Origin of the sequence: Pseudomonas sp. NFACC51, assembly GCF_900103575.1 — a bacterium.
Lineage (GTDB): Bacteria > Pseudomonadota > Gammaproteobacteria > Pseudomonadales > Pseudomonadaceae > Aquipseudomonas > Aquipseudomonas fluorescens_Q.
In genome coordinates this window covers 235,979-262,713 of the sequence record NZ_FMXH01000006.1, presented here as the reverse complement: position 1 = coordinate 262,713, position 26,735 = coordinate 235,979, and the positions used below count along the sequence as shown (strand labels likewise).

At 61.3% G+C, this 26,735-nt stretch carries 23 protein-coding genes; 7 read left to right on the top strand and 16 right to left on the bottom strand.

Annotation, left to right across the window (positions count from 1 at the left end):
* Positions 1-2: 2 nt before the first annotated feature.
* The gene (locus tag BLT00_RS14645; protein ID WP_063323160.1) at positions 3-575 is read left to right on the top strand and encodes a HupE/UreJ family protein; all 573 of its coding nucleotides are present in this window, start codon (positions 3-5) and stop codon (positions 573-575) included.
* Positions 576-759: 184 nt separating this feature from the next.
* Positions 760-1,893, top strand: coding sequence for an AGE family epimerase/isomerase (locus tag BLT00_RS14640; RefSeq protein ID WP_092146997.1), 1,134 nt, complete (start codon positions 760-762; stop codon positions 1,891-1,893).
* A 138-nt stretch (positions 1,894-2,031) separates the two neighbouring features.
* Here BLT00_RS14640 and BLT00_RS14630 read toward each other — a convergent pair whose 3' ends face one another.
* The 8 genes from BLT00_RS14630 to BLT00_RS14590 form a co-directional block, all read right to left on the bottom strand.
* On the bottom strand, positions 2,032-2,796 hold the full coding sequence (locus BLT00_RS14630) for an SDR family oxidoreductase (protein WP_003197302.1): 765 nt from the start codon (positions 2,794-2,796) through the stop codon (positions 2,032-2,034).
* A 766-nt stretch (positions 2,797-3,562) separates the two neighbouring features.
* A complete protein-coding gene (locus BLT00_RS14620) occupies positions 3,563-4,279 on the bottom strand; it encodes an ABC transporter ATP-binding protein (RefSeq protein WP_053117959.1) in 717 nt (238 codons plus the stop codon).
* Positions 4,276-5,148 carry an ABC transporter ATP-binding protein gene (locus BLT00_RS14615; RefSeq protein WP_063323162.1) on the bottom strand — a complete coding sequence of 291 codons (873 nt, stop codon included), beginning with the start codon at positions 5,146-5,148 and terminating at the stop codon, positions 4,276-4,278. The genes BLT00_RS14620 and BLT00_RS14615 overlap by 4 nt, the downstream gene beginning before the upstream one ends.
* Positions 5,145-6,425 (bottom strand): high-affinity branched-chain amino acid ABC transporter permease LivM, encoded by a 1,281-nt coding sequence (gene livM, locus BLT00_RS14610; protein WP_060739397.1) that lies wholly within the window; start codon positions 6,423-6,425, stop codon positions 5,145-5,147. The genes BLT00_RS14615 and livM overlap by 4 nt, the downstream gene beginning before the upstream one ends.
* Positions 6,426-6,427: 2 nt before the next feature.
* The gene (locus BLT00_RS14605; RefSeq protein ID WP_063323163.1) at positions 6,428-7,342 is read right to left on the bottom strand and encodes an ABC transporter permease subunit; all 915 of its coding nucleotides are present in this window, start codon (positions 7,340-7,342) and stop codon (positions 6,428-6,430) included.
* 164 nt (positions 7,343-7,506) lie between these two features.
* A complete protein-coding gene (locus tag BLT00_RS14600) occupies positions 7,507-8,643 on the bottom strand; it encodes a branched-chain amino acid ABC transporter substrate-binding protein (RefSeq protein WP_063323164.1) in 1,137 nt (378 codons plus the stop codon).
* A 370-nt stretch (positions 8,644-9,013) separates the two neighbouring features.
* Positions 9,014-10,297, bottom strand: a complete 1,284-nt coding sequence (locus BLT00_RS14595) for an L-pipecolate oxidase (RefSeq protein ID WP_092146993.1) — start codon at positions 10,295-10,297, stop codon at positions 9,014-9,016.
* Positions 10,298-10,389: 92 nt separating this feature from the next.
* On the bottom strand, positions 10,390-11,880 hold the full coding sequence (locus BLT00_RS14590; protein ID WP_092146991.1) for an L-piperidine-6-carboxylate dehydrogenase: 1,491 nt from the start codon (positions 11,878-11,880) through the stop codon (positions 10,390-10,392).
* Between the two features lie 177 nt (positions 11,881-12,057).
* On the opposite strand from BLT00_RS14590, the gene BLT00_RS14585 reads away from it, so the two are divergent.
* The 3 genes from BLT00_RS14585 (at position 12,058) to nadE (ending at position 15,255) form a co-directional block, all read left to right on the top strand.
* Entirely contained in the window at positions 12,058-12,966 is a 909-nt protein-coding gene (locus tag BLT00_RS14585) for a LysR family transcriptional regulator (protein ID WP_063323167.1), read from the top strand.
* A gap of 230 nt (positions 12,967-13,196) precedes the next feature.
* Positions 13,197-14,423, top strand: coding sequence for a nicotinate phosphoribosyltransferase (gene pncB / locus BLT00_RS14580; RefSeq protein WP_063323168.1), 1,227 nt, complete (start codon positions 13,197-13,199; stop codon positions 14,421-14,423).
* A gap of 4 nt (positions 14,424-14,427) precedes the next feature.
* Positions 14,428-15,255, top strand: a complete 828-nt coding sequence (gene nadE / locus BLT00_RS14575; RefSeq protein WP_092146989.1) for an ammonia-dependent NAD(+) synthetase — start codon at positions 14,428-14,430, stop codon at positions 15,253-15,255.
* Between the two features lie 109 nt (positions 15,256-15,364).
* On the opposite strand, the gene azu is transcribed toward nadE, so the two are convergent.
* Positions 15,365-15,811: an azurin gene (gene azu, locus BLT00_RS14570; protein WP_092146987.1), complete on the bottom strand. Its 447-nt coding sequence runs from the start codon at positions 15,809-15,811 to the stop codon at positions 15,365-15,367.
* Positions 15,812-16,153: 342 nt separating this feature from the next.
* Between azu and BLT00_RS14565 the strand changes: the two genes are divergently transcribed.
* Complete coding sequence (locus BLT00_RS14565) at positions 16,154-16,741, top strand: LOG family protein (RefSeq protein ID WP_063323171.1); 588 nt, start codon at positions 16,154-16,156, stop codon at positions 16,739-16,741.
* Positions 16,742-16,809: 68 nt separating this feature from the next.
* Positions 16,810-16,998 (top strand): hypothetical protein, encoded by a 189-nt coding sequence (locus tag BLT00_RS14560; RefSeq protein WP_092146985.1) that lies wholly within the window; start codon positions 16,810-16,812, stop codon positions 16,996-16,998.
* Between the two features lie 72 nt (positions 16,999-17,070).
* Here BLT00_RS14560 and BLT00_RS14555 read toward each other — a convergent pair whose 3' ends face one another.
* The 7 genes from BLT00_RS14555 to BLT00_RS14525 form a co-directional block, all read right to left on the bottom strand.
* Positions 17,071-17,448, bottom strand: coding sequence for an NUDIX hydrolase (locus tag BLT00_RS14555; RefSeq protein ID WP_063323172.1), 378 nt, complete (start codon positions 17,446-17,448; stop codon positions 17,071-17,073).
* Between the two features lie 142 nt (positions 17,449-17,590).
* A complete protein-coding gene (locus BLT00_RS14550) occupies positions 17,591-18,484 on the bottom strand; it encodes a transglutaminase family protein (RefSeq protein WP_063323173.1) in 894 nt (297 codons plus the stop codon).
* Complete coding sequence (locus tag BLT00_RS14545) at positions 18,484-20,970, bottom strand: circularly permuted type 2 ATP-grasp protein (RefSeq protein WP_063323174.1); 2,487 nt, start codon at positions 20,968-20,970, stop codon at positions 18,484-18,486. Before BLT00_RS14545 ends, BLT00_RS14550 begins: the two co-directional genes overlap by 1 nt.
* A 227-nt stretch (positions 20,971-21,197) precedes the next feature.
* Positions 21,198-24,491 (bottom strand): transglutaminase family protein, encoded by a 3,294-nt coding sequence (locus BLT00_RS14540; protein ID WP_092146983.1) that lies wholly within the window; start codon positions 24,489-24,491, stop codon positions 21,198-21,200.
* A 174-nt stretch (positions 24,492-24,665) separates the two neighbouring features.
* Positions 24,666-25,121: a hypothetical protein gene (locus tag BLT00_RS14535; RefSeq protein ID WP_092146981.1), complete on the bottom strand. Its 456-nt coding sequence runs from the start codon at positions 25,119-25,121 to the stop codon at positions 24,666-24,668.
* Positions 25,121-25,576 (bottom strand): hypothetical protein, encoded by a 456-nt coding sequence (locus tag BLT00_RS14530; protein ID WP_092146979.1) that lies wholly within the window; start codon positions 25,574-25,576, stop codon positions 25,121-25,123. Before BLT00_RS14530 ends, BLT00_RS14535 begins: the two co-directional genes overlap by 1 nt.
* Positions 25,576-26,496: an Ssp4 family T6SS effector gene (locus BLT00_RS14525; protein WP_092146977.1), complete on the bottom strand. Its 921-nt coding sequence runs from the start codon at positions 26,494-26,496 to the stop codon at positions 25,576-25,578. The genes BLT00_RS14530 and BLT00_RS14525 overlap by 1 nt, the downstream gene beginning before the upstream one ends.
* Between the last annotated feature and the right edge of the window lie 239 nt (positions 26,497-26,735).

The following is a 26,735-nucleotide window of genomic DNA, read 5'->3' as shown; positions in this document are numbered from 1 at the left end:
CCATGAACTTCAAACGCATCCTCGGCGCCCTTGCCCTGCTGCTGACCCCAGCCTTGGCCTTCGCCCATCCCGGCCATGGCGACAATGGCCTGATCGCCGGCCTCGGCCACCCCATCGGTGGGCTCGACCATTTGCTGGCGATGCTGGCGGTGGGCTTGTGGGCCGCGCAACAACAAGGCGCCGCGCGCTGGGCGCTGCCCTGCACTTTCGTCGGTACAATGCTGCTCGGTGGCCTGCTGGGCTTTGAAGGCCTGGATCTGCCAGCGCTGGAAAGCGGGATCGCCGCCTCGGTGCTCGCCCTGGGCCTGGCGGTGGCACTGGCGGTGCGTCCACCATTGAGCCTGGCAGTCGGTGCGACGGCACTGTTCGCGCTGTTCCATGGCGTGGCCCATGGCTTGGAACTGCCGGACATGTCGAGCCCGTGGGCCTATGCGGTGGGCTTTGTCGCGGCGACGGCGGCGTTGCATGGCGCCGGGTTTGCCCTGGTGCGGGTGTTGCCGCGAGCGGCGGCGCCGTTGGTTCGATTGGCTGGGGCGGCTTCGGCAGGAGCTGGGGTTTGGTTGTTGGCGGGTTGATTTTCTAGCGCCTGCAAAGGCCCCTTCGCGAGCAAGCCCACTCCCGCATTTGATCGGTGTACACCGCACCTAACGTGGGAGCGGGCTTGCTCGCGAAGGCGGCCTGACAGGCGCCCCATCTCCCACGACCTGCCACTCTGCTACCATGTCGCGCAATCGCCCCCAGCCGTGACGACCTCCGCCGATGCCTGATGCTTCCCGCCCCGCTCCCCAGCCTGAATTGACCGCCCTGTACGCAACGGTGCGTCAGCATTTTCACGACGTGATCGTGCCGATGTGGCAAGGCCCGGGCTGGAATGCCGAACTGGCGTTGCCCTATGAATCCCTTGATGCCGAGCATGTGCCGCTGCCACCCCAGCGCTACCGCGCCATGGCCTGTGCGCGGCAGTTGTATGTGTTCGCCAATCTGATCGGCGAAGTGCCCCAGGCCGAGGAGCGAGCCGGTGCACTGTTCCGCTCGCTGCAGCGTCATTTCCACGATGCCGAGCATGGCGGCTGGTTCTACAGCATCGACCCGCAAGGCGCGCCGCTGGACACCGGCAAAGACCTCTACACCCACGCCTTTATCCTGTTCGCCTGCGCCCATTACTGGGGCAAGGTCCGCGAACCGCTGGTGGAGTCGGTACTCAACGCGAGCCTGGAGGTCATTGCCCGGCGCTTTGCCAGCGCAGACGGCCTCTACGAAGCCAGCCTAAAGCGCGACTGGTCAACGACCGGATCCGGCCCGTTGCAAAACCCCTTGATGCATCTGGCCGAAGCGTTCCTCGCGACCTTGTCGGTTCGCGAAGACGCCAACGTCCGCCAGGCGCTGCTGAGCCTTTGCGACGGGATGTCCAAGCATTTCATCGAGCCGCAGCAACGCGTGATGATGGAGAAGCCGCTCAGAGCTGTGGATAACTGGTTCGAACCGGGGCACCAGTTCGAATGGTATTTCCTGCTGGCTTCCTCACCCCTGCTGCGTGACGGCAAGCTGCACGCGGCCCTGGAGCACAGCTTCGGCCATACCGAACAACGCGGCGTCGCCCCGGACTCCGGCGCTGTGTGTGCAACGCTGGCCTTGGGATCCCAGGCAGGCCCGCGCGATGCCACCCAACGCATCTGGGCCCAGGCGGAATACTTGCGGGCACTCACCTTGCGCCCGGGCAGCCAGGGGCTGCTGCTGCGTCAATTGCGCGCGCTGCAGCAGCATTTCCTGCATGCCAAGGGCTGGAACGAATGCCTGGACGCCGACGGCATCGTCAGCCGCCGGGACATGCCGTCCACTACGCCGTATCACCTGCTGACCTGCTATCGCGGGCTGGCCGACTACCTGGCATAACGCTGCTGTGGCTGCTGTGACTCCTGTAGCTTTTGTGGCGAGGGAGCTTGCTCCCGCTGGGCTGCGTAGCGGCCCCAAAAGCTGGCGGCTGCTTCGCAGCCGAACGGGAGCAAGCTCCCTCGCCACAGATGTCCACCATCAAGTCTTGTTGCGCTCAATGGCAAACCCGGCCCAGGTCTGGCTCACCGGCATCAGCTCCAGGCTGTTGATGTTGATATGCGCTGGCGCATTGAGCACCCAGAAAATCGTATCGGCGATGTCCTGTGGCTGGATCGGCTCCGCGCCGGCGTAGGTCGCGTTGTAGCGTTCCTGGTCGCCACCGAAGCGCACCAGGGAGAACTCGCTCTCGCACAGGCCCGGCTCAATATTGCTCACCCGCACGCCCGTGCCTTGCAGGTCGCAACGCAGGTTCAGGGAGAACTGTTTGACGAACGCCTTGCTCGCGCCATACACATGGCTGCCCGGGTACGGGTAGTTGCCGGCGATGGAACCCAGGTTGACGATCCCGGCCCCACGACCGTGGGCGATCAGGCGCGGCAACAACAGGCGAGTACTGTAGATCAGCCCTTTCACATTGGTGTCGACCATGGTGTCCCAGTCATCAAGGTCGCACTTGGGTGCAGGGTCAACGCCCAGGGCCAGTCCGGCGTTGTTGATCAGCCCGCGCAATTTGGCGAAGGATGGCGGCAGGTTGGCGATGGCCTCTTCCATGGCCTTGCGATCACGCACATCCAATACCAGGCCATGGACTTCAGTCTGCTTCGACAGCTCGGCACAGAGGGCATTGAGGCGTTCTTCACGACGACCGGTCAGCACCAGTTTCCAACCGGCCTCGGCAAAACGACGGGCACAGGCTTCACCAAAACCGGACGTCGCGCCGGTAATAAACAGGGTGTCAGACATCGTGTTCTCCTTGTTTGAACTTCAACAGCCATTGAATGGAAATCGGCCCACAGCATGCCCGCCCTGGCACGGCAGGGGCAAGGCTTGCACGCGGCTTTTCCCAACGACTGCTCATAAAACAACCAATCAACGCCAGGCCTTGTCGAACAAGGGTCGCAGCCGGTTGCCCGCACCTTATCCACAGGCACGTCCACAGTAATCGGGGGCAAGTGCAAAACCCGCAAGCCGCTGTGCATAAGGCTTTGCGGGGTGTTTGGAAATTTTTTTCGCTTGACCCTGCAAGTGAGGTTGTGCAGCGCAAGTTATCTGCTATAAGCCAATGCGAGATGGGCGATGGCTCCAAGCCAGTAACGACGCTGCTCAGCGCCGTCTTTCCAGAGTTTAACCACAGACTTATCCACAGGCTTGCCCAGCGACTTTCAAGCCCATTGCAGCGGTCACAAAAGTGTTGACAACAGCCATTCCCGCTTGACTGAAAACGCCTGATCAAAAAACGATCACAGCCCTGCAAGCCACGTATTCAAAGGCTTTCAGCCAGCTACTCCCACGTTACCCACAGCCAGTTCCACAGCAAACGGGGACAAGTCAAAACCGTGGCAAAACAAATATTTGCGGCGACTTTATGTCGCGGTTTCGCAAGGGCTAAGGATTGTTGTCCACAATTCTCCCAAGCGACCAAAGCCCGCTCCCACAGGGAATGAGTGGTGCATTCGAGGAATAAAAAAACCGGCGATCACTCGCCGTTTTTTTCATTGCAACAACCGCCTCAATGACCGCCCAGGTACGCGTTACGCACCTCTTCGTTGGCGAGCAATTCCTTGCCGGTGCCGGTCAGGCGAATTTCACCGTTGACCATCACATAGGCCCGGTCCGACAGCTTGAGGGCGTGGTTGGCGTTCTGCTCCACCAGGAAGATGGTCATCCCCGTGGATGCCAGCTCACGCAGGGTGGCGAAGATCTGCTTCACCACAATGGGTGCCAGCCCCAGGCTCGGCTCATCGAGCAGCAACAACTTTGGCCGGCTCATCAATGCCCGGGCGATGGCGAGCATTTGCTGCTCGCCGCCGGACATGGTCATGGCCCGCTGGTTGCGCCGCTCCTTGAGTCGCGGGAACAGCTCGAACATGCGTTGCATGTCTTCGCTGGCGTATTTGTCACCGATAGGAATGGTGCCCATCAGCAGGTTTTCCTCGACGGTCATGTCGGGGAACACCCGCCGCCCTTCCGGCGACTGCGCGATGCCGTTGGACGCGATGTAGTGGGACGACTTGTGGGTGATGTCCACGCCTTGGTAAATGATCTGCCCACCGGCGGCACGCGGCTGGCCGAAGATCGACATCAAAAGCGTGGACTTGCCGGCCCCGTTGGAGCCGATCAGGCTCACGGTCTCGCCTTCGCCAATGTGCATCGAGACTTTCTTCAGGGCCTGGATCGGCCCGTAGAACACGTCCAATTCCTTGAGTTCGAGGATAGGTCCACTCATACCAGCTCCTCTTCGTCGGCACCCAGGTAGGCCGCGATCACCTTCGGATCGTTGCGAATCGCCTCGGGACCGCCCTCGGCGATCACGTTGCCGTGGTCCAGCACCACGATGTGATCGGAAATGCTCATTACCATGCCCATGTCGTGTTCGATCAGTACCACGGTCAGATCATGCTCGTCGCGCAGCAGCCGGATCATCGCGCTCAGCGCTTCGGTTTCCTGAGGGTTGAGGCCGGCGGCCGGTTCGTCGAGGCAGATGATCTGCGGGCGTGTGCACATGGCCCGGGCGATTTCCAGGCGCCGTTGCTGACCGTAGGAAAGCTCGCCCGCCAGACGGTTGGCGCAATCCACCAGGTCCACCACTTCCAGCCAATAGAACGCATGATCCAAGGCGTCGCTTTCGGCCTTGCGGTAGCCCTTGGTGTTGAGGATACCCGCCACCATGCTGCGGTTGACCCACATGTGCTGGGCCACCAGCAGGTTTTCCAGCACCGACATTTCCTTGAACAGGCGAATGTTCTGGAAAGTACGCGCCAGGCCGGCGCGGTTCACCAAGTGGGTGCCGCCGAACATCTTGTAGTACAGCCGGCTGGCGAAGGACTTCGGCGACACGAAATCAGTCGGGCGAAACGCCTCGCCCAACAGCTTGATGACGTTGGTTTGCTCGCCACGCACATTGAGCTCGATCTTGCCGCCCGAAGCCTTGTAGAAACCGGTCAGGCAGTTGAACACCGTGGTTTTGCCCGCGCCATTGGGACCGATCAGGGCAAAGATCGAGTTGCGTTTGACTTGCAGGCTGACATCGCTGAGGGCCTTGATGCCACCGAACTGCATCATCAGGTTTTCAACTTTGAGTACGACTTCGCTCATGGCGCAACCCCCTTGCGCGGCGTCACGCCGGTTCGGCTGATACGGATCAGGCCGCGAGGACGCCAGATCATCATCAACACCATCAGTACGCCGAACAGCAACACCCGGTATTCGGAGAAGCTGCGCAGCAGCTCCGGTGCCACGGTGAGCACGAATGCCGCGATCACCACGCCGACCGTCGAGCCCATGCCACCGAGCACCACGATGGCCAGGATCAGCGCCGATTCGAAGAAGGTGAACGAAGACGGGTTGACGAAGCCTTGGTAACTGGCAAAGAACACCCCGGCCAGGCCAGCCGTGGACGCACCGATAGTGAACGCCGAGAGCTTGACCAGCACATGGTTCAGGCCCATGGAGCGGCAGGCGATTTCATCCTCGCGCAGGGCTTCCCAGGCACGACCGACCGGCATGCGGGTCAGGCGATGCTTGACGTAGAGCACCAGCAGTACGGTGATGAACAGCACGATGTAGATGAACAGGAATTTGATGTTGGGGTTGTAGTCGATGCCGAAGAACTCATGGAACGGCACCCCGCCATCCTTCGCCCGCCTGCCGAATTCCAGGCCCAGGAAAGTCGGTGAAGGCACCGGCATGCCATTGGGCCCACCGGTGAACGACAGCCAGTTGTTGAGCACCAGGCGAATGATCTCGCCAAAGCCCAGGGTCACGATGGCCAGGTAGTCACCGTGCATTCGCAACACCGGGAATCCCAATATGCACCCCGCCATCGCCGCCGCGATGGCCGCCAGCGGCAGCACCGTCCAGAAGCCCAGCCCCAGGTATTGGTAGCCCAGCGCCAGGCCATAGGCGCCGATGGCGTAGAACGCCACATAGCCGAGGTCGAGCAGACCCGCCAGGCCGACCACGATGTTCAGGCCCAGGCCCAACAGCACATAGATCAGCCCGAGGATGACCACCGTGAGCACGTATTTGTTGGCGAAGAACGGAAACACGATGGCAATCACGATCAACGCCGGGATGATCCAGCGCAGGCGCGACTTGTAGTCCGGCGGCAGCACGTGCACGCCGGAGCCGGTGCTCTCGAAACCCTGGAGAATCTTCAGTCCCTTGGGGGTTTGCAGGAACAGGCTCAAGGCAAAGCGCCCGATCATCACGATCGCCACCAGCCAGCCGACGCGGGCCGGTTGCAAGTTGAAGCTGTAGCCGTCGAGCACCACGCCGACGATCGGCCCGAACACGATCAGCGAGATCAGGCCGGCCAGGATCGCGTCGATGACGCTCTGTTTGATATCAAGCGGTTTATTGGCAGCAGACATACTTATACCTTCGCCACGAGTGGGCGACCCAACAGGCCTTGGGGACGGAAAATCAGAATCAGCACCAGCAGCGAGAAACTGAACACATCTTTGTAGTCGGAGTTGATCAGACCGGAGAACAGCGACTCGGAAATCCCGAGGATGATCCCGCCGAGCATGGCCCCAGGCAGGGAGCCGATGCCGCCGAGTACCGCCGCGGTGAACGCCTTGATGCCGATGATGAAGCCGGCATAGAAGTCGAATGTGCCGTAGTTCATGGTGATCAGCACGCCGGCCAGGGCTGCCATGGCCGCACCGATGATGAAGACGTAGGAGATCACCCGGTCGGTGTTGATCCCCAGGATCGAGGCCATCTTGCGGTCTTGCTGGGTGGCGCGGCACATGCGCCCGAGCTTGGTGTACTTGATGATGTAGGTCAGCACCGCCATCCCGGCGAATGCGGCGATCAGGATGAAGATCTTGGTGTAGGTGAGCTGGACGAAACCGCTGCCGATGTCGAGGCGCATGGCGCCTTCAAGCAGCGTCGGGACACCCTGTTGACGGGCACCCTGGCTGATCTGTGCGTAGTTCTGCAGGATCAGCGAAATACCGATGGCACTGATCAGCGGTGCCAGCCGGGTCGAGTTGCGCAGGGGTTTATAGGCGACGCGTTCGATGACCCAGCCGTATACCCCGGTGACCACCACCGTGAACACGAGCGTGCCAAGGATCATGAGTGGAAAGGATTCGATACCGAAGTAAGCCAGCAGAGCCAGACTGATTGCCGCGAGGTAAGCGGAAATCATGTAAACCTCGCCGTGGGCGAAGTTGATCATGCCGATGATGCCGTAGACCATTGTGTAGCCGATGGCGATCAGACCATAGACCGACCCGAGGGTCAGGCCATTGATCAGTTGCTGCAGGAAAATACCATCCATAACGCAATCTCACGCAGTGAGAACCTGCACACCTTTGGGTGCGCGGTTCTTCTAAGGAAAATACAGATTAACGTCGGAGCAATGTCAGGCACGACCTGCACGCGCCCTTTGGAAACCGGGGTTTGCCCGGCCCCCAAAGGAGGCGTTGACGGTCGCGTCAGCCCTTACTTCTGTTTTTCCAGCTGGTGGTATTTGCCGTCCTTGTCCCACTGATAGACCACGTAGTCGGAGACTTTCAAGTCGCCCTTGGTATCCCATTCCTTCTTGCCCATCACGGTCTGGACGGGGTTGGCCTTGAGCCACTTGGCCGCGTCTTCGCCCTTATTGGACTTGGCGCCATTGAAACCGGCGGCCAGGGCCTGGACCGAAGCGTAGGCGTACAGGGTGTAGCCTTCAGGCTCGGTGCCGTTCTTGCGGAACTCTTCAACCACGGCCTTGCTGTCTGGCAGCAGGCGCGGGTCGGCGCCAAAGGTCATGTACACACCATCGACGTATTGCGCGCCGCCGGCGGTGGTGACCAGTTCGTCGGTCACGATGCCATCGTCGGACATGAACTTCACGTCCTTGAGCCCTTGCTCACGCAACTGGCGAACCAACGGGCCGGCTTCCGGGTGCAGGCCACCGAAATAGACCACGTCGGCACCGGCCGCACGGATCTTGGTGACCACGGCGCTGAAGTCTTTCTCGCCGCGGGTCAGGCCTTCGTACAGCACTTCCTTCACGCCGCGCTTGGCCAGTTGTGCCTTGGTGGCATCCGCCAGGCCTTGGCCGTAGGTGTCCTTGTCGTGCAGCACGGCCACTTTCTTGCCCTTGAGCACGTCGACGATGTAGTCACCTGCCACGATGCCCTGCTGGTCGTCACGACCGCACATGCGGAACATGGCGCTCAGGCCGCGCTCGGTGACCTGGGGGTTGGTGGAGCCCGGGGTGATGGCGATGATGCCAGCTTCGTCGTAGACCTCGGAGGCCGGGATGGTGTTGGACGAGCAGAAGTGCCCGACCACGCCGATCACCTTGTCCTGGTCGACCAGGCGGTTGGCCACGGCCACGGCCTGCTTGGGTTCGCAGGCGTCGTCGCCCGCGACCAGTACGATTTTCTCGCCGTTGACGCCGCCAGCCTTGTTGATGGCATCGGCTGCCGCCTGGGCACCCTTCATGTACTGCTCGCCAAATGCAGCGTTGGCGCCGGTCATCGGCCCCGCCACACCAAATTTCACATCAGCTTGAGCAAACGCAGAAACACCCAGCGCAGCTGCCACTGCGAGGGCCAGGAAACCTTTCTTGTAAAACGTCTGGGACATGAGGTGGTGCTCCAAGGTTTTTTTTAGTTGGCACTGCGACTTCATTTCACTGAAAAGCTCAGAGCAAGGGCCGTGCCATCGGTTTTTTATTCTGAAAAAAGTCGCTGCTTTATTGTTATTTCGACTGTTTCGAGCCCTTTTTCATAGGGCGTGCAACCGTCTAAACCGCACGAGGTGCAACCTTTTATTTAAATGAGTGAAACCCTCTGTGAGCCATCATTGCAACCATCGCACGAAACAGCGTGCAACCGCTGTGTAACAACCCACGTCACCGAACTGCACACTGTCGGTGCACGATTGCTACAACCCGCACCATAACAGGCTAGACGCTACGCCGGAAAACGCGGCTTCCAGCAACAATTTTCAACACTCAAATGACGATCCGCAGGCACTGGCCCGCGTGATACAGCGAAAAGCCCGCCTCATACAGGCAACTGCGCAACCCCACCCCGGCCAATGGCTGCATGGGGGCGAACGGGATCGGCAGGGCCTGGGCGTTACCGTGACACAGGTAATCGGCGAACGCCTTGCCGACCACCGTGCCGGTAGTCACGCCCCGACCGTTGTAGCCGGTAACGGCCACCAGCCCGGGAGCCGGTTCGAACAGGCGCATCAAGTGATCGGGGGTAAAAGCAATGCAACCGGTCCAGGTGCACTCCCACTCCACCGACTTGAGGTAAGGAAAATAGTGCTGCTGCACCCGATCGGCCCAAGCCTTGAGGAACCAGGTCGGCTTGCGGTTGCCGTTGCCCAGGCTGCCCAGCAGCAAACGGCCGTCCTTGTCCCGGCGGATGCTGCTCAACACCTGGCGGGTATCCCACGAGCCCTGCCCGCCCGGCAGAATGCGTCGGGCGGCCTCGTCGGTCAGCGGGACCGAGGCGACCTGATAGTAATAACCGGGGAAGAAATTGCGCCGCAGCTCGGTCCAGTCGCCCTCGGTGTAGGCGTTGGAGGCGATCACCACCTGCTCGGCCAGCACCGCCCCCTGGGCAGTCTGCACCGACCAGCGCTGGCCTTGGCGTTCCAGGTGCGTCACCGGCGAGTGGTCGAACAACTGACCGCCAAGGTCGGTGGCGGCCTTGGCCAACCCGCTGGTGTAGGCCATCGGGTTGAGCGTGCCGGCGCGATGGTCGAGCAGCGCCGCGGCGATTTTCGACGTGCCGGTGGCATCGACACAGGCCTGGCCGGTGAGCAATTCCACCGGGGCACCGCGGCGCTTCCATTGCTCTTCACGACTGCGCAGGTCGGCCTCGCCCCGGGCGTTATGGGCCATGTGCAAGGTGCCTTCGCGGCGCAGTTGGCAATCGATGTTGTATTTATCGATGAGGCTGAACACCAGGGCCGGTGCGGCCCCCAGCATGCGGTTGAGCTGGCTGCCCACCGCCTCGCCGAACCCGGCCTCGATGTCATCCGGCGGGATCCATAGGCCGGCGTTGACCAACCCGACGTTACGCCCCGATCCGCCGTGCCCGGCCCGATGGGCTTCCAGCACAACCACGCGCTTGCCTTGTTCGAGCAAATGCACCGCCGCCGATAACCCGGTAAAACCCGCGCCGATCACGCAGACGTCGGCCGTGACTTCACCGGTGAGCCCGCTGTTTTCAGGCCTTTGCGGCGTCAGTTTTTCCCATAGACATTCTTCGCGTAACGGCATTGCCAGCTCCTGGTCAGGAGCAGCTGCGAGCTTCAAGCCTCAAGCTGCAAGCAGGGGTCGCTTGCAGCTTGGAGCTTGCGGCTTGAAGCTGCTTAATCAAAGGTAATTCCCTGCGCCAACGGCAACTCCAGCGAATAGTTCACGGTGTTGGTCTGGCGGCGCATGTAGCCGCGCCAGGCATCGGAGCCGGATTCGCGACCGCCGCCGGTTTCTTTTTCGCCACCGAATGCACCGCCGATCTCGGCGCCACTCGGGCCGATGTTGACGTTGGCGATGCCGCAGTCACTGCCCACGGCCGACATGAACTGCTCGGCTTCACGCACGTCGGTGGTAAAGATGCAGGACGACAGGCCCTGGGGCACGGCATTGTTCAGGTGCAAGGCCTCGGCAAAGTCCTTGTAGCCAACCACATACAGGATCGGCGCGAAGGTTTCGTGGCGCACGACGTCGCTCTGCTCCGGCATCTCGACGATGGCCGGCGAGACGTAATAGGCATTCGGGAACTGGTCTTCGAGCTGGCGCTTGCCCCCAAACACGCGCCCGCCTTCGCTCAGGGCCTGCTCCAAGGCGTCCTGCATGTTGTCAAAGCTGTGCTTGTCGATCAGCGGCCCCACCAGGTTGCCTTCCAGCGGATGGCCGATGCGCACTTTCGAATAGGCGGCCTTGAGGCGGGTGACGATTTCTTCCTTTACCGACTCATGGGCGATCAGCCGACGCAGGGTGGTGCAACGCTGGCCGGCGGTGCCGACGGCGCTGAACAGGATGGCGCGTACGGCCATGTCCAGGTCGGCACTCGGTGCCAGGATCATGGCGTTGTTGCCGCCCAGCTCCAGTATGCTGCGGGCGAAACGCGCGGCAACTTTCGGTGCCACTTCACGGCCCATGCGGGTGCTGCCGGTGGCGCTGATCAAGGCCACGCGCGGGTCATCCACCAGCGCTTCACCGGCATCACGACCGCCGATGATCACCTGGCTCAGGTATGGGGGGGCGTCACTGAAGTTCTTCAACACGCGCTCGAACAGCGCCTGGCACGCCAGGGCGGTGAGCGGGGTCTTTTCCGACGGCTTCCAGATCACCGCGTTGCCGCACACCAGGGCCAGCGTGGTGTTCCAGGCCCAGACCGCCACCGGGAAATTGAAGGCACTGATCACCCCGACCACGCCCAGCGGATGCCAGGACTCACGCATGTGGTGGCCCGGACGCTCGGAGGCGATGGTCAGGCCGTACAGCTGGCGGGACAGGCCGACGGCGAAGTCGCAGATGTCGATCATCTCTTGCACTTCACCCAGGCCTTCCTGGGTGATTTTGCCGGCTTCCCACGACACCAGCTCGCCAAGGTCGGCCTTGTATTCACGCAGCAGGTCGCCAAATTGACGCACCAGCTCGCCGCGACGCGGGGCCGGCACCTGGCGCCACAGGTCGAAGGCGTGTTCGGCACGGCTGACCTGCTGCTCGACCTCAGCCGCGCCTTCCCAGTTCACAGCGCCGATACGGCTGCCATCAACGGGCGAATGCACCGGTTGTGTGCCGTTCTGGTACAAGGCCGAGTCGACGCCCAAGCGATCAAGCAATGCAGCAACCATGGAAAATTTCCTCACACGAAAAACAAAGGATTGGCAGCCGGACGAATGCGACTGATCAGACCTGTAGTTGTAGCTGGCCTGAGTCTTGCCAACAAACGACCTTTAAGCGAGATATCATTCCGTTTATTCATGCTGGCCATGACCGGATAAGCAGAGCGACAAGAAATAAGGCCTCATATGCTCAATAAACGCTATTTGCCGTCGATCACGGCGCTGCAATGCTTCGAAGCGGTGACCCGCCACTTGAGCTTCACCCGTGCCGCCGAAGAGCTGAATCTGACCCAGAGCGCCGTCAGCAAACAGGTCGCGCAACTGGAGGAACTGCTGCAGCACTTGCTGTTCCGACGCGTGCGCCGACGCTTGCAGCTGACGCCTGCCGGTGATTTGTACCTGGGGGAAGTGCGAAAAATCCTCACACAGGTGGAGATGTCTACCCATTACCTGCGCTCCTACGGCGGCGACACCGAAGTTCTGCGCGTTTCCACGCCTCCGACCTTCGGCGCTCGCTGGTTGGTCCCACGCTTGAAGGGCTGGCGATTGCGCCATCCGAAGATTCACCTGGACCTGTGCAGCGAGCAGGAGGCCGACGACTTGCTGCAAGGGCGCAGCGACCTGGCGTTCTATTTCGGCCAAGGCTCGCGCCCCGGCACCGAATCCCTGAAGCTGTTTGGCGAAGAACTGGTGCCCGTCTGCGCGCCCGGCAGCCTGCCTGACCAGCCCTTCACCGACCCGACCCAACTGGCCGAGCTGGTGCTGCTGCAAAACGCCTCGCGGCCCCAGGCCTGGCACGACTGGTTCGACCACCAGGGCTACCACACCGAACATAGCTATCACGGGCCGCGTTTCGAAACTTTCTACATGTGCATCCGCGCCGCTCAGGTCGGCTGCGGCGTCGCCCTGCTGCCGCGGTTTCTGGTGGAAGAAGAACTGGCCGACGGTAAACTGGTCATCCCCTGGCAACACGCGATGCCCAGCACCAACGCCTATTACCTGGCCTATCCGGAACATTCGGCGGAAGTGCCCAAGGTGCGTTTTTTTGTGGAGTGGATGTTGGAACAGATCGAGAGCCCGGGTACGCCGCAGTAGCCATTGGCTTTCCCCCTGTGGCGAGGGAGCTTGCTCCCGCTGGGCTGCGAAGCGGCCCCAAAAACGTGCGGGCGCTGCGCACCCGAGCGGGAGCAAGCTCCCTCGCCACAAAGGCCTGTGAACACCAAAAAAATCACTGGCAATACCCACCCAGGTTATGCGCCACTAACCCCCTCATCCCAAACCGCTGCACCCCGCTGCCCGCCGCAGCGGCCTGTCTGGAGAACCCTATGAGCGAGAGCGTATTTGCCGATCGTATCGTGCAGAACCTGCTCGACACCGACTTCTACAAACTGACGATGATGCAGGCGGTGTTGCACAACTACCCCAACGTCGAAGTCGAATGGGAATTTCGCTGCCGCAACAGCGAAGATCTGCGCCCGTACCTGGCGGAGATCCGCTTTCAGATCGAGCGCCTGGCCGAGTTGAGCCTGAGCGCCGACCAGTTGGGTTTCCTGGAGCGCATCAGTTTTCTGAAGCCGGACTTCCTGCGTTTCCTGGGCCTGTTTCGCTTCAACCTGCGCTACGTGCACACCGGTATCGAAAACGGCGAGCTGTTCATCCGCCTGCGCGGGCCGTGGCTGCACGTCATTCTGTTCGAAGTGCCGCTACTGGCCATCGTCAGCGAGGTGCGCAATCGTTATCGCTATCGTGAAATCGTCCTGGAACAGGCGCGGGAACAGCTTTATCGCAAGTTCGACTGGCTGAGCGCCAACGCCAGCGCCGAAGAACTGTCCGAACTGCAAGTCGCGGACTTCGGCACCCGTCGTCGTTTTTCCTTCCGTGTCCAGGAAGAAGTGGTCAACGTGCTCAAGCATGACTTCCCCGGGCGCTTCGTCGGCACCAGTAACGTGCACCTGTCCCGGGAACTGGACATGAAGCCCCTGGGCACCATGGCCCACGAGTGGATCATGGCCCACCAGCAATTGGGCCCGCGGCTGATCGACAGCCAGATCGCCGCCCTCGATTGCTGGGTGCGCGAGTACCGAGGCCTGCTGGGGATCGCCCTGACCGATTGCATCACAATGGACGCCTTCCTCAAGGATTTCGATCTGTTCTTCGCCAAGCTGTTCGACGGTTTGCGCCATGACTCGGGCGACCCGGTGATCTGGGCCGAAAAAGCCATTGCCCACTATCACAAGCTCGGCATCGATCCGATGAGCAAAACCCTGGTGTTCTCCGATAGCCTGACATTGCCCAAATGCCTGGAGATTTTTCGAGCATTGCGTGGTCGCATTAATGTCAGCTTCGGTATTGGCACCAACCTGACGTGTGACATTCCAGGTGTAGAGCCGATGAGCATCGTGCTTAAAATGATCAGCTGTGACGGGCAACCCGTGGCCAAGATTTCAGACGAGCCCGGCAAGACCCACTGCAAAGACCCGAATTTCGTCGCCTACATGCGACATGTTTTCCAAGTACCTGCCGCCCTTTCTGACACATCAAGCAAGGAGTGAATTCATGCAAGCCGTACAGCGTGAGATTGCTGAACAGCTCAAGGTCCAGCCACCGTTCGCCGATGACGCCGCCCTCAAGGCCGAAATCGCCCGTCGGGTAGACTTTATCCAGGATTGCCTGGTCAACTCCGGGCTCAAGTCCCTCGTGCTGGGCATCAGCGGTGGCGTCGATTCGCTGACCGCCGGGCTGCTGGCCCAACGTGCCATGCGCGAGCTGCGGGAGAAAACCGGTAACACCGCCTACAAGTTCATCGCCGTGCGCCTGCCGTACGAAACCCAGTTCGACGAGCATGAAGCCCAAGCCTGTGTGGACTTCATCGACCCGGACGAGCGCCATACCGTCAACATCGGTCCGGCGGTCAAGGCCTTGGCCGATCAAGTCGCGGCGTTCGAAGGCAAGGCAGCAGTCTCGCGGGATTTCGTGCTGGGCAATACCAAGGCGCGGATGCGTATGGTGGCGCAATACACCATCGCGGGCACCGAGCACGGCCTGGTGATCGGCACCGACCATGCCGCCGAAGCGGTGATGGGTTTCTTCACCAAGTTCGGTGATGGCGCCTGCGACTTGGCGCCGTTGAGTGGTTTGGTGAAAAACCAGGTCCGGGCCATCGCTCGTGACTTTGGCGCGCCGGAGTCGCTGGTGGAAAAAATCCCCACCGCCGACCTTGAGGACCTGTCCCCAGGCAAGCCGGACGAAGCCTCCCACGGCGTGACCTACGCCGAGATCGATGCGTTCCTGCACGGCAAGCCGGTACGGGACGAGGCGTTCAGGATCATTTGCGAGACCTATCGCAAGACTGAGCACAAGCGGGTGATGCCTTACGCCCCATGACTACAAGAGGCGCCTGCTCTGCCGCCATCGCGAGCAAGCTCGCTCCCACAGGGTGTTTGCCAGGCATAAAAAAGCGCCCTGCTTGGGCGCTTTTTTATGCCTGAAGTGATTATTTCAGGGTAACGGTGCCTTTCATCATCGAGATGTGGCCCGGGAACGAGCAGAAGAAACCGTATGCCTCACCGGCAGCCAGTTTAGACACGTCGAAGGTCACCGAGTCTTTTTCCCCGGCACCAATGACCTTGGTGTGGGCGATGATGCGTGCATCACCTTCCGGCAGGTAGTTCTTGTCGATGCCTGCTGCCAAACCAGCCGTGGCAATCGGCTGCATGTCAGCCTCTTTGCTCAGCACCCAGTTATGGCCCATGACGTTTTTCGGCAAGCTGCCCGAATGCGTCAGCTCAACGGTGAACGTCTTGCAGCTCTTGTCGATCTCGATGGCCTTGGTGTTGAAGGACATCTGGTCGGTCGAGTCGATGGTGGTCTTGCACTCCGCTGCCATCAGTTGGCTGCTGGCCAGCGTCAACAGGGATACTGCAACAAGTTTGGCAAACATCGTGAATCTCCAAGGCATGGTTAACAAAAATCCGTCAAAGGGGAAGACTGCCTGAATTTCAGACAAGTTCCTATGACCTGAATCAAAGATTGTATACAACTTAAGGCTATCAGCCTGATGGACACAATCAACCAGCCAGAGGGATGACGCCACTTTATGATCAGCCTCACCACCTCTCGGGAGCGCCCCTCATGAACGTCAACAGCCTGTTATGCAGCTTGCTCGCCGCCTACGCCTGCGGCGCCAGTGGTACCTACGAAAAAACCCAGCGCGAGGTTTAATCGCTTTGCGCCACCAAGGCCAGGCTTTACTCTGGGTCGGTTACTGATCATGGAGTAAAGCATGTCCATCGCGTCTGTTTGTGTATTTTGCGGCGCCAGCACCGGCACCGATCCAGCGTATCGTGAAGCGGCGCAGGCCTTGGGCCGGGCATTGGCGGAACGAAAATTGACCCTGGTCTACGGCGGCGGTGCCGTCGGCCTGATGGGGATCGTCGCCGACGCGGCGCTGGCGGCCGGCGGCGAGGTCATCGGCATCATCCCGCAAAGCCTCAAGGACAAGGAAATCGGCCACAGCGGCCTGACTCGCCTGGAAGTGGTGGACGGCATGCACGCCCGCAAGGCACGCATGGCCGAACTCAGCGATGCCTTCATCGCCCTGCCTGGCGGCCTCGGCACGTTGGAGGAGTTGTTCGAAGTCTGGACCTGGGGCCAACTGGGCTACCACGGCAAACCGCTGGGGCTGCTGGAAGTGAACGGTTTCTACAGCAAGCTCATCGGCTTTCTCGATCATATCGTCGACGAAGGCTTCGTCCGCGCGCCCCATCGTGACATGCTGCAGGTGAGCGAATCAGCGCAGAGCCTGCTCGATGCGCTGGACGAATGGCAACCGTCAGTGCAGCCAAAGTGGGCCGAACAAAAACCCAGCTAACGGCTCGGCCCCGATACAGGGCAGAATATGCGCCGCTCAACCTCACCTTCGACCCCAGAGGATCGCCCATGGCCAAACCCAATTATTCCTTCGCCAAACGTCAAAGAGACTTGGCCAAGGAGCAGAAGAAAGAGGAAAAGCTGCAGCGCAAGAAAGCCACAGCTGAAGAAGAAGCCTCACTGACCCCGGATACCGAAGGCGAAGTGGCGGCAGAAGATGATGTTGATGCACCGAAAGATCAGGCGCCCGACGCCTGAGCCCCTCCGGGCCCGATGATGTAATCCGGCCCCACGGTTTGTGTCCAGGGCCGGCAGCCTAGCTGCCGGTCCTCACAACCCCAATGCCTTGATAATCGACTCGCGATAACCCGTTGGCAGGTTCGCCGGCAGCCGCCCCGGCTCGAACAGCCCAATTTCCTTGTGTTCATGACTGATCGTCGGCACGAAACCGCCCAGCAACTGGCAGCGGTACGTGGAGATGAAGACGTGCTTGCCGGGGATCACCTCGAACAAGTACGAATCCAGTGGCTCCCCCACGCTCACCTCGATCGCCAGCTCCTCGGTAATTTCCCGCGCCAGGCATTGCGGCGCTGTTTCGCCCAGCTCGATCCGCCCGCCGGGCAATTCCCATTCATCCCGTTCGTTGAGCATCAGCACGACCAGGCCTTCGGGGGATTGCAGCACGCCCTTGATGGAAACCGGGAACATGAAGAGGCCTCGCAGTTAATGATTTATCTGTGGCTAGGGAGCTTGCTCCCGCTGGGTCGCGCAGCCACCCCATTTTTATGGGCGCTTCGCACCCAAGCGGGAGCAAGCTCCCTCGCCACCAGTATTTCACCGCAGAGCGGGGTCATGACTCCAGCGGCATCACCGTCACCCGCACCTCGGGATCATGATTGCCGCCCCCCAGGATCACGCCCCGCAACGGCGACACATCGGAAAAGTCCCGGCCCCAGGCCAGGGTGATGTGTTCCAAGGCCGGTTGCACGTTGTTGGTCGGGTCAAAGTCCACCCAACCCAACACCGGGCAATACACCGAGACCCAGGCATGGGACGCATCGGCGCCAATCAGCCGGGGTTGGCCGGGGGGCGGCTGGGTCAGCAGGTAGCCGCTGACGTAACGCGCCGCCAGCCCGCGAGAGCGCACGCAGGCCAGCATCAAGTGGGCGAAGTCCTGGCACACGCCCCGCCGCCGCTCCAGCACCTCCACCAGCGGCGTGGCCACCTGGGTCGCCTCGGCATCGAAGGTGAACTCCTCGAAAATCTTTTCCATCAGCGCCCGCACGCCAACCATCAACGGGCGCCCCGGCGGGAAGCAGCTTTCGGAAAACTCGACGAAGCTGCGCTTGAGGTGCACATACGGTGACTCGAAACGAAAACGGCATGCTTGCAGCAATGGCGCCGCAAGTGGCCGGCCGCTGTAGGTCAGCGCGTTGCAGGTCGACTCCCAGGCCGGGGACAGGTTGAAGTCCAGCGAGGGGCGAGACAGCACCTCGACGCTCAAGCGAGCATTGACCAGCAACTCGTCGTGGGGGCGTTCGAAGGCCAGGCGGGTCAGCGGGTTGCCGAACACATCCTGCTCATCGCGCCGGGTCGTCGGCTCCGGGCTGATCAGCAACTGCTGTTCGGTGCAACGCTGCCAGTCACAGGCGCGCGGCCACAGATGAGCAAGCTGCTGGGCCAGGGACACCGGGCTGTCGTAGTGGTAATGGGTGTCGTGGAGGATCTGGTAACGAGCGCTCATCAGACGGATACCGTGCGTTGGCTGACGTCATCGACGTGGGCGAAATGACGCAAGGCCAGGCGATCGGATACCTGGCCACCGACATCGGCCACTTCCTGCAACAGGTCGGCCAGCCCATCAAGTGCCGCGCGCAGGCTGGCTTCGCCAAACAGGGGATTTTCCAGGCAACGCAAGTCAAAGCGAGAAAGACGCGTCACCAATTCTGGCAAGGCCGTTTCCTTCGGCGCGCCAAAATCGTCGTTCAGGCGCTTGAGCGTGCGGGCCACCAGTTTTAACTGGAAAAGCACCGCGTGGGGGTTCTGCTCGTCCAGCAACAACAGGTCCAGCACCGGGATCAGTTGCGCCACCGCCAGGTAGCGCGAACGGTAGGTGATGCTGCTGTTGCCCAGTTCCAGCAGCCACTCCAGCCCGGCCTGGTCGAATACTGCATCGCTGCGCAAAAACGCCGCCAGGCTGCTGCTGAGGAACTGCAAGCGCTCCAGGCGCCGGCCAATCATCAAGAAGCGCCAGCCCTCGTCGCGGGTCATGTCGTCCAAGGCAAATCCAGACAACGCCGCCAGGGACATCACCAGCCGATTGAGGAAATCCAGCAACTCACCGAAATCCGGTTCCTCGGTTTCCAGCTCCGCCGCTTCGCGCTGCAACTCCACCAGCGCCTGCCAGTTCTCCCGGGACAGCTTGCCGCGAACCTGCGAGGCCGCCCACTGCAAGCGCTGCAGGTTGGAACGCAGGCTGAACGACCAGTCATCGCCCAACAGCGCCGCCAGCAAACGCTCGTGCAGCTCACCCTCTTCAGGCAGCAGCATCAGGCTTTCGCCCAGGGCCACCGCCGACTGCAGGGCCTGCGGATCATCGCCATCGACATATCGTCCCAGCATGATCCGCAGCAGCCGCGCGCTGTCGTCGCAGCGTTCGCAGTAACGGCCGAACCAGAACAGGTTTTCCACCACCCGCGAAGGCAGGTACGGATCGCGTCGAACCAGGTCATGGACGCCTACGGTTCGCTGGGCCGTCCATTGTTCACCGCCGGGCACCTGCTCGCCCAACACCCAAGTGTCCTTGCTGGCGCCGCCGCGCTGCATCGACACCACTTCGGCGTCGGCCTCGGCGGCCACGCGGGTCAGGCCACCCGACAGCACCCGATAATCATCCTTCCCGGACACGGCATACACGCGCATGCCAATGGCCCGAGGCTGGATGTGCCCGTCTTCGGCCTGCCAGACCGGGGCCTGGGACAGTTGCGCCAGCTCCTGGGCGACATAGGCATAGGGCCGAGCCTGCATGCGCGCCGCCAGTTGGCCGCGCTGCACCTCGTTCAGGTCACGGCCGAACACCGGGGTGAAACTTTGGGAAGGAAACGCCGGCTTGATCAACAGTTGCGGTAACTTTTCCAGGGCCTGGGCCAGCACCGGCGGCTCACCGCACCACCAGGTGGCGATGGACGGCAGTATCAATTCCTCGCCGAACAGATACTGGCTGATCTTCGGCAGGAACCCCAACAGGCCCGGTGACTCCAGCACGCCGCTGCCCAGGGCATTGGCCACCAGCACCCGCCCCTGGCGCACCGCTTCCAGCAGTCCCGGCACGCCGAGGGCTGAATCAGTGCGCAGCTCCAGGGGGTCACAGAAATCGTCGTCGAGCCGGCGCATGATGGCGTGAACCCGGCGCAAGCCGCTAAGGGTCTTGAGGTAGACCGTGGCGTCCCGCACGGTCAGGTCGCCCCCTTCCACCAGCGGATAGCCAAGCTGACGGGCCAGATAAAGATGCTCGAAATAACTTTCGTTGAACCGCCCCGGCGTCAACAGCACCACCAGTGGCGACTCTCCGTCGCTGGGTGCCTGTCGTGCCAGGGTTTCCTGCAAGGTGCGGAAGAACCCGGACAGGTGTCGCACCCTCAGGTCGCGATACAGCTCGGGGAACGCGCGGGAAACGATCATGCGATTTTCCAGCGCATAACCGGCCCCCGAAGGCGCCTGGGTCCGATCCGCCGTGACCCACCAACGGCCATCGGGGGTGCGCGCCAGATCCACCGCATACAAGTGCAGGAAGCTGCCGTCCGGCGGCACGATGCCCTGACAGGGCCAAAGGAAGTTGTTGTGCCCGAACACCAACTCTGCCGGCAGCAGCCCTTCGCTGATCAGCCGCTGTGGCCCATACAGGTCGGCCAGAACCGCATTGAGCAGGCGCGCACGCTGGGCGATCCCGGCCGACAGATGTTTCCATTCCTGCGGGTCGATCACGTGGGGCAGCAGGTCCAGCTCCCACGGCCGGTCGGCGCCCTTCGGATCGGCGTAGACGTTATAGGTCACACCGTTTTCCTGGATCTGCCGAGCCAGCAGCGCCTGACGCTGGATCAGGTGAGCCGGCGTGCTGCGCTGCAACTGATCGAACAACCGCCGCCAGTGCGGACGCACCGCACCGTTGTCGTCCAACAGTTCGTGATAGGTGCCCGTCGTCAGCGGGTAACGGTCAAGCAGGTCAGGCATGGAAAGCTCGGCAGACGGCAATAAAAGGTGAGACTAGCGCAAGCGCATGACGCCCGGATAGTTGAGTTTGGAGCGGAACATGACGACCGTGGCGAGGGAGCTTGCTCCCGCTGGGCTGCGCAGCGGCCCCAAGACAGCAGACTCCATTGGCCTGACACACCGGGTCGTCAGGTTTCAGGGCTGCTGCGCAGCCCAGCGGGAGCAAGCTCCCTCGCCACGGGGTTCGCTTACACCTTGGGTGCCCCTTGAAAACGACGCAGGTCGAGCGTGAGGGGAAATTCGTCATCCATTGCCAGGCTAGGTATCGGAAGTTTCCCAGGCGTGTGTCCGATACGGAAGAAACGCGCCATCCGCCGGCTTTCGGCCTCGTTGGCATTCACCGGCAGGCTGTCGTAGTTACGCCCCCCCGGATGGGCCACGTGATACTGGCAGCCGCCCACGGAACGTTGCATCCAGGTGTCGAGCAAATCGAAGACCAGTGGCGCATGCACCGGGATGGTCGGTTGCAGGCAGTTGGGCGGTTGCCAGGCGCGGAAGCGCACCCCGGCGACGAACTCGCCGACCCGTCCAGTGGGTTGCAACGGCACCGGCACGCCATTGCAGGTCAGCAGGTAGCGTTGCGGCGCCAGGCCGCTGACTTTGACCTGCAAGCGCTCCAGGGAGGAATCCACATAACGCACGGTGCCGCCTACCGCGCCCTCTTCCCCCAGCACATGCCAAGGCTCGAGGGCTTGGCGCAATTGCAGTTCGATACCGCTGACCGCGTAATCGCCCACCTTGGGGAAGCGGAACTCCAGGTGCGCGGCGAACCACTCGGCCCGCAGCGGGTAGCCGGCGGCGTTCAGCTCATGGATGACATCGGCAAAATCCTGCTCGATAAAGTGCGGCAACAAGAACCGGTCATGCAGCTCGGTGCCCCAGCGCGCCAGTTTCGCCGGCGCGTAAGGCTCACGCCAGAACCGCGCCACCAGTGCCCGCAGCAGTAATTGCTGGGCCAGGCTCATGCGGGCGTGGGGGGGCATCTCGAAAGCACGCAACTCCAACAGGCCGAGACGCCCGGTGGCGCCGTCCGGTGAATAGAGCTTGTCGATGCAGAATTCGGCACGGTGTGTATTGCCGGTCACGTCGATCAACAGGTTGCGCAACAGGCGATCGACCAACCACGGCGGGCATTCCTCGCCGGGCTGTGGCATTTGCGCGAAAGCGATTTCCAGCTCGTACAACGCGTCGTTGCGCGCCTCGTCCACGCGAGGTGCCTGGGAGGTCGGGCCGATGAACAATCCGGAAAACAGGTAGGACAACGACGGATGGTTATGCCAGTAACTGATCAGGCTGCGCAGCAGGTCGGGACGCCGCAGAAACGGTGAGTCAGCCGGTGTCGCGCCACCCAGTACGAAATGGTTACCACCGCCAGTGCCAGTGTGCCGGCCATCGATCATGAATTTCTCGGTGGTCAGTCGGGTCTGTCGCGCCTCTTCGTATAAAAATTCTGTCCGCTCGACCAACTCATCCCAGGTCGCCGAGGGTTGCACGTTGACCTCGATCACACCCGGGTCGGGGGTGATGCGGAAATTGCCCAGGCGCGGGTCGCTCGGCGGCTCGTAGCCCTCCAACAGCACCGGACAATGCAGCTCCTCGGCCGTCGCCTCGATGGCGCTGACCAGCTCCAGGTAATCCTCGACCCGCTCCAGTGGCGGCATGAACAGGTACAGCCGGCCATCGCGGGCCTCGGCACAGAAGGCGGTGCGGGTCAGCCAGTCGGCGGATTTGTCGATCTCCGGGACGCGCTCCTGCTCGACCGCCGGCTCGCCGTGACGCGCCAGTTGCTCGGTGCCGGGCAGCTCGGGCAAATCCTGGTTCGGGTCGGTGGGGTGGATGAACGGGTACTCGGCCGCCGTTACCCAAGGCTGGGACGCCAGCGGCAAGCGATAACCCAGGGGCGAATCCCCCGGCACCAGGCGGCAGTGGTTGTCGCGCAGGTACCAGCGACCGCTTTGCCACTGATCGCCCTTGGCGGTACGGGCCAGCGGCAGGACCTGGCCGATGACCTTGTCCAGGCCCTGGCTGAAGACCTTGCGCAACCGTGCACGCTCCAGGGCGTCCTCCAGGCGTGGGTCCTCGGCCGTGACATTCGAAGGCAATGCACCTTCGCGCCAGAGGTAATAGAAGTTGTCTTCGTAGGCCGGAAACACGAACCGCGCAGGAATTTTCAAACGCTCGGCGACGCTCGCCAGGAAACGTCCGGCCAGTTCGCCATCGGCGCCGTAGTCCTCCTGCTCATCGGCAATCAACGCGCTGTTGTGCCAGATCGGCACGCCGTCGCGCCGCCAATAGCAGTTGAGCGACCAGCGCGGCAATTGCTCGCCGGGGTACCACTTGCCCTGGCCGAAATGCACCAGCCCCTTGGGCGCATAGTGATTGCGCATGCGCTGGAACAGCTCGGCGGAGAGCCGGCGTTTATCCGGCCCGAGTGCCGCAGTGTTCCACTCGGCACCGTCCGGGTCATCAATGGAGACAAAGGTCGGTTCGCCCCCCATGGTCAGGCGCACGTCGCCCTCCAACAGGTCGGCATCGATCTGCCGTCCCAGGGCCTGGATCGCCAGCCACTGTGCGTCGGTGTAAGGCTTGGTCACCCGCGGCGCTTCCCAGACCCGCTCGACGGACATTTCGTGGCTGAACTCACACTCGCAAGGCTCCACCAAGCCACTGATCGGGGCCGCCGAGGACGGATCGGGACTACACGCCAACGGGATATGGCCTTCACCAGCGAACAACCCCGACGTCGCATCCAGGCCGATCCAACCGGCACCGGGCAGGTAGACCTCGCACCAGGCATGCAAGTCGGTGAAGTCCACCTCAGTGCCGGACGGACCATCGAGGCTTTTCACATCGGCGGTCAACTGGATCAGGTAACCGGAAACGAAACGCGCGGCCAAGCCAAGGTTGCGCAACAGCTGCACCAACAGCCAGGCCGAGTCGCGGCAAGAGCCGGACGCGTGCTCAAGGGTATGCTCCGGGGTCTGGACGCCCGGCTCCATGCGAATCAGGTAGTTGATGTCTTCGCTCAGGCGCTGGTTGAGCGCCACCAAAAAATCCACCGCTGGCAATGGCGTGCGGTCGATGCCGTCCAGATAAGCCTGGAATTTCGGCGTCAACGGCAGGGTTTCCAGGTAAGGCGCCAACTCCTTGCGCTCGTCGGCCGCGTAGGCGAACGGAATCTTTTCGGCGTAGGGCTCGAGAAAGAAGTCGAACGGATTGAACACTGCCATTTCCGCCAGCAGATCGACTTCGATGCGCATCTCCTGGGTTTTCTCGGGAAACACCAGCCGCGCCAGGTAGTTACCCTGGGGATCCTGCTGCCAGTTGATGAAGTGCTGCTCGGGCGAAACCTTCAGCGCATAGGAAAGAATGCGCGTGCGGCTGTGGGCCGCCGGGCGCAGGCGAACGATCTGCGGGCCGAGTTCGACGGCGCGGTCGTAGCGGTAATGCGTAACGTGGTGCAATGCGACATGGATCGACACGACGTGCCTCCTGCGAGCCTGAGCGTTGGTGAAAGCGGCGCAAGACTTATGCCATGCAGGCAGGTCGGACACTTTCTTTGTCTACTCAAGGCAGTAGAGCACTAAAAACGCGCGCTGCCCGAATTCATCTGCAAAGCAATGCACATAAATGCGGCGCAGGCAGCGCGAATCGACTCAGCGACGCGGGCGTGATGCCTTGGCGGCCTGGATGGTGAGTTCGCGCTGACGGCGGACTTCTACCAGTTTGCTGCGCATTTCGCGATGGCGCTTGCTGTTTAGCAGTAGCAGCCCTAGCAACGGGAACAGCAACCCAGCCACATAGACAACGGGGTGCGGTTTATAGCCGTAGGTGGGAAGGACAGTGAAAAGGCACCCCAGATAGAACACAACGATGACCCGAACACCCCATGACCACCCTCTGATCATGAAGAAATGACTCAGCGCCAAGAGCAGAGATAGCACCAGTGCAATCAGGAAAGAATATTTTGCCCGTTCAGGATCACCTCGAAAATAAGTACTTGATGCCAATGAAATCGAAGCGGAGACCGCAAAGCAGGCTAGAAAAAAGGCGCCGATGAAGGTCGGGAAATAGTGAGCAAGGAAAGCGCTCAATGAATGCTTGCGATTCATTATTTCTTTCTCTGCCCCTTCAGCTCTTGCCTTAACATTTCACGTTGATGACGGATCTCCACCAGCCGGCTACGCATCTCGCGATGCCGTTTGCTGTTGAGTACCAGCAAACCTAATAGTGGAAACATCACAGCCAAAACATAGATGACCTTATGCGGATGGCTCCCTATGGTGGGTAATACGACTAGCAGGCATAAAACCAGAACGGCGACCACTCCCCACACCCACAATGGCCATCCGCGCACCATCATGAAATTGCAGTGCACCACCACCAGGGTGACCGCCGCGCCCCCCAGAACCGACCAAGTCGCTTGCTCGTCGATTGAAGCCCCGGCGAAATAGGACGTTGTCACCAAGGGAATAGCACAGCCCAAAGAGAGCAGCGCGGCGAAAATGCCGCCCATGAAAGTCGGAAAGTAACGCGCCAAAAAACGGGGCAGACTCAGATCTTCCATTACTCCTCCAGCTCTTCGTACAAGCCAACGGCAATAGTTTTGACATTGCCCGACAAGCTACTACCCGTCAGGCCTATCGCCGCCCCCAAGGCGTCCTTGATCTGAGTAACCGTAGCGTGCTGCAGTTGGGTCGGAGTGAAGCGCTTTGGCAACTCACCGGCAAGTTGCTTGAGCTTGAGCATCTTTGGCGTCAGCCGGGGATCATTGATGCTCAACAACTCTTTGGTCAACTTCGACCGCTCCTGGCGAGTCAGGCCACGCAAGACTTCACGCAGACTCTTACCCGTACTGGCCTTGGCCACCCTCACAAGTTTTATGGTGGTTAAGGTAGAAGCCCCTACGCCCAGCAAAGAGGCAGCATCCAGACCGATCGAGGCGTATTGGTACCACTCTTCACTGTCCAACTTGTCATTGATCTGCGGATTAGTCACTTCTGCCGTCGTACGGATAATACCGATACCACATTGCACTGAACTCGCCGTCGCAGCCGCATAACCTAAAGCCACTACCACAGTGCTAGCCCCGGCACTGAAAGGAACCGCAATCGACCCACTGAGCACGACAACCCAACCCAATACCGCTCCAGCGCAGGACAAGGTGGTATTGATCGCCTCTCCCACCAGGCGCGATTGCCGAGGATTGACCTGTACCTGCTGGGCAAACTGCTCAGGCGCGATGTACTTCTGCGCCTCATGCAAAATGATCCGCTTGGGCTTGATGCTGCAAATCGGCTTGAACTCACGCAGGGTCACTACATTGAACTCAGCATCGATGTACACCACGCCTGCACCGACGATGCCTGGATCGGCATCGATGGCGGCGAACAGACGTGGCAGGTTGATTTGGCTTTCAATGCGTTTGCGGGCCATGACCTGGGAGAAACTCAGGTCCATGCCGATGCCTGTTGAAGCGCTGCTCATATGAATCGTCCTTGAGAAACGGAAGTGAATCTTTATCCACACACAATATTGTGGCGAGGGAGCTTGCTCCCGCTCGGCGGCGAAGCCGTCGTACACCGGCCGGCACGGTCTGTCTGGAAACATTGCATGGGATTGTTTGGGCCGCTTCGCAGCCCAGCGGGAGCAAGCTCCCTCGCCACAAGGGCTATGCGGGCGCCACGATAACAAACGGTCAGCACCGTCGCCAGAAAGCAAAACGC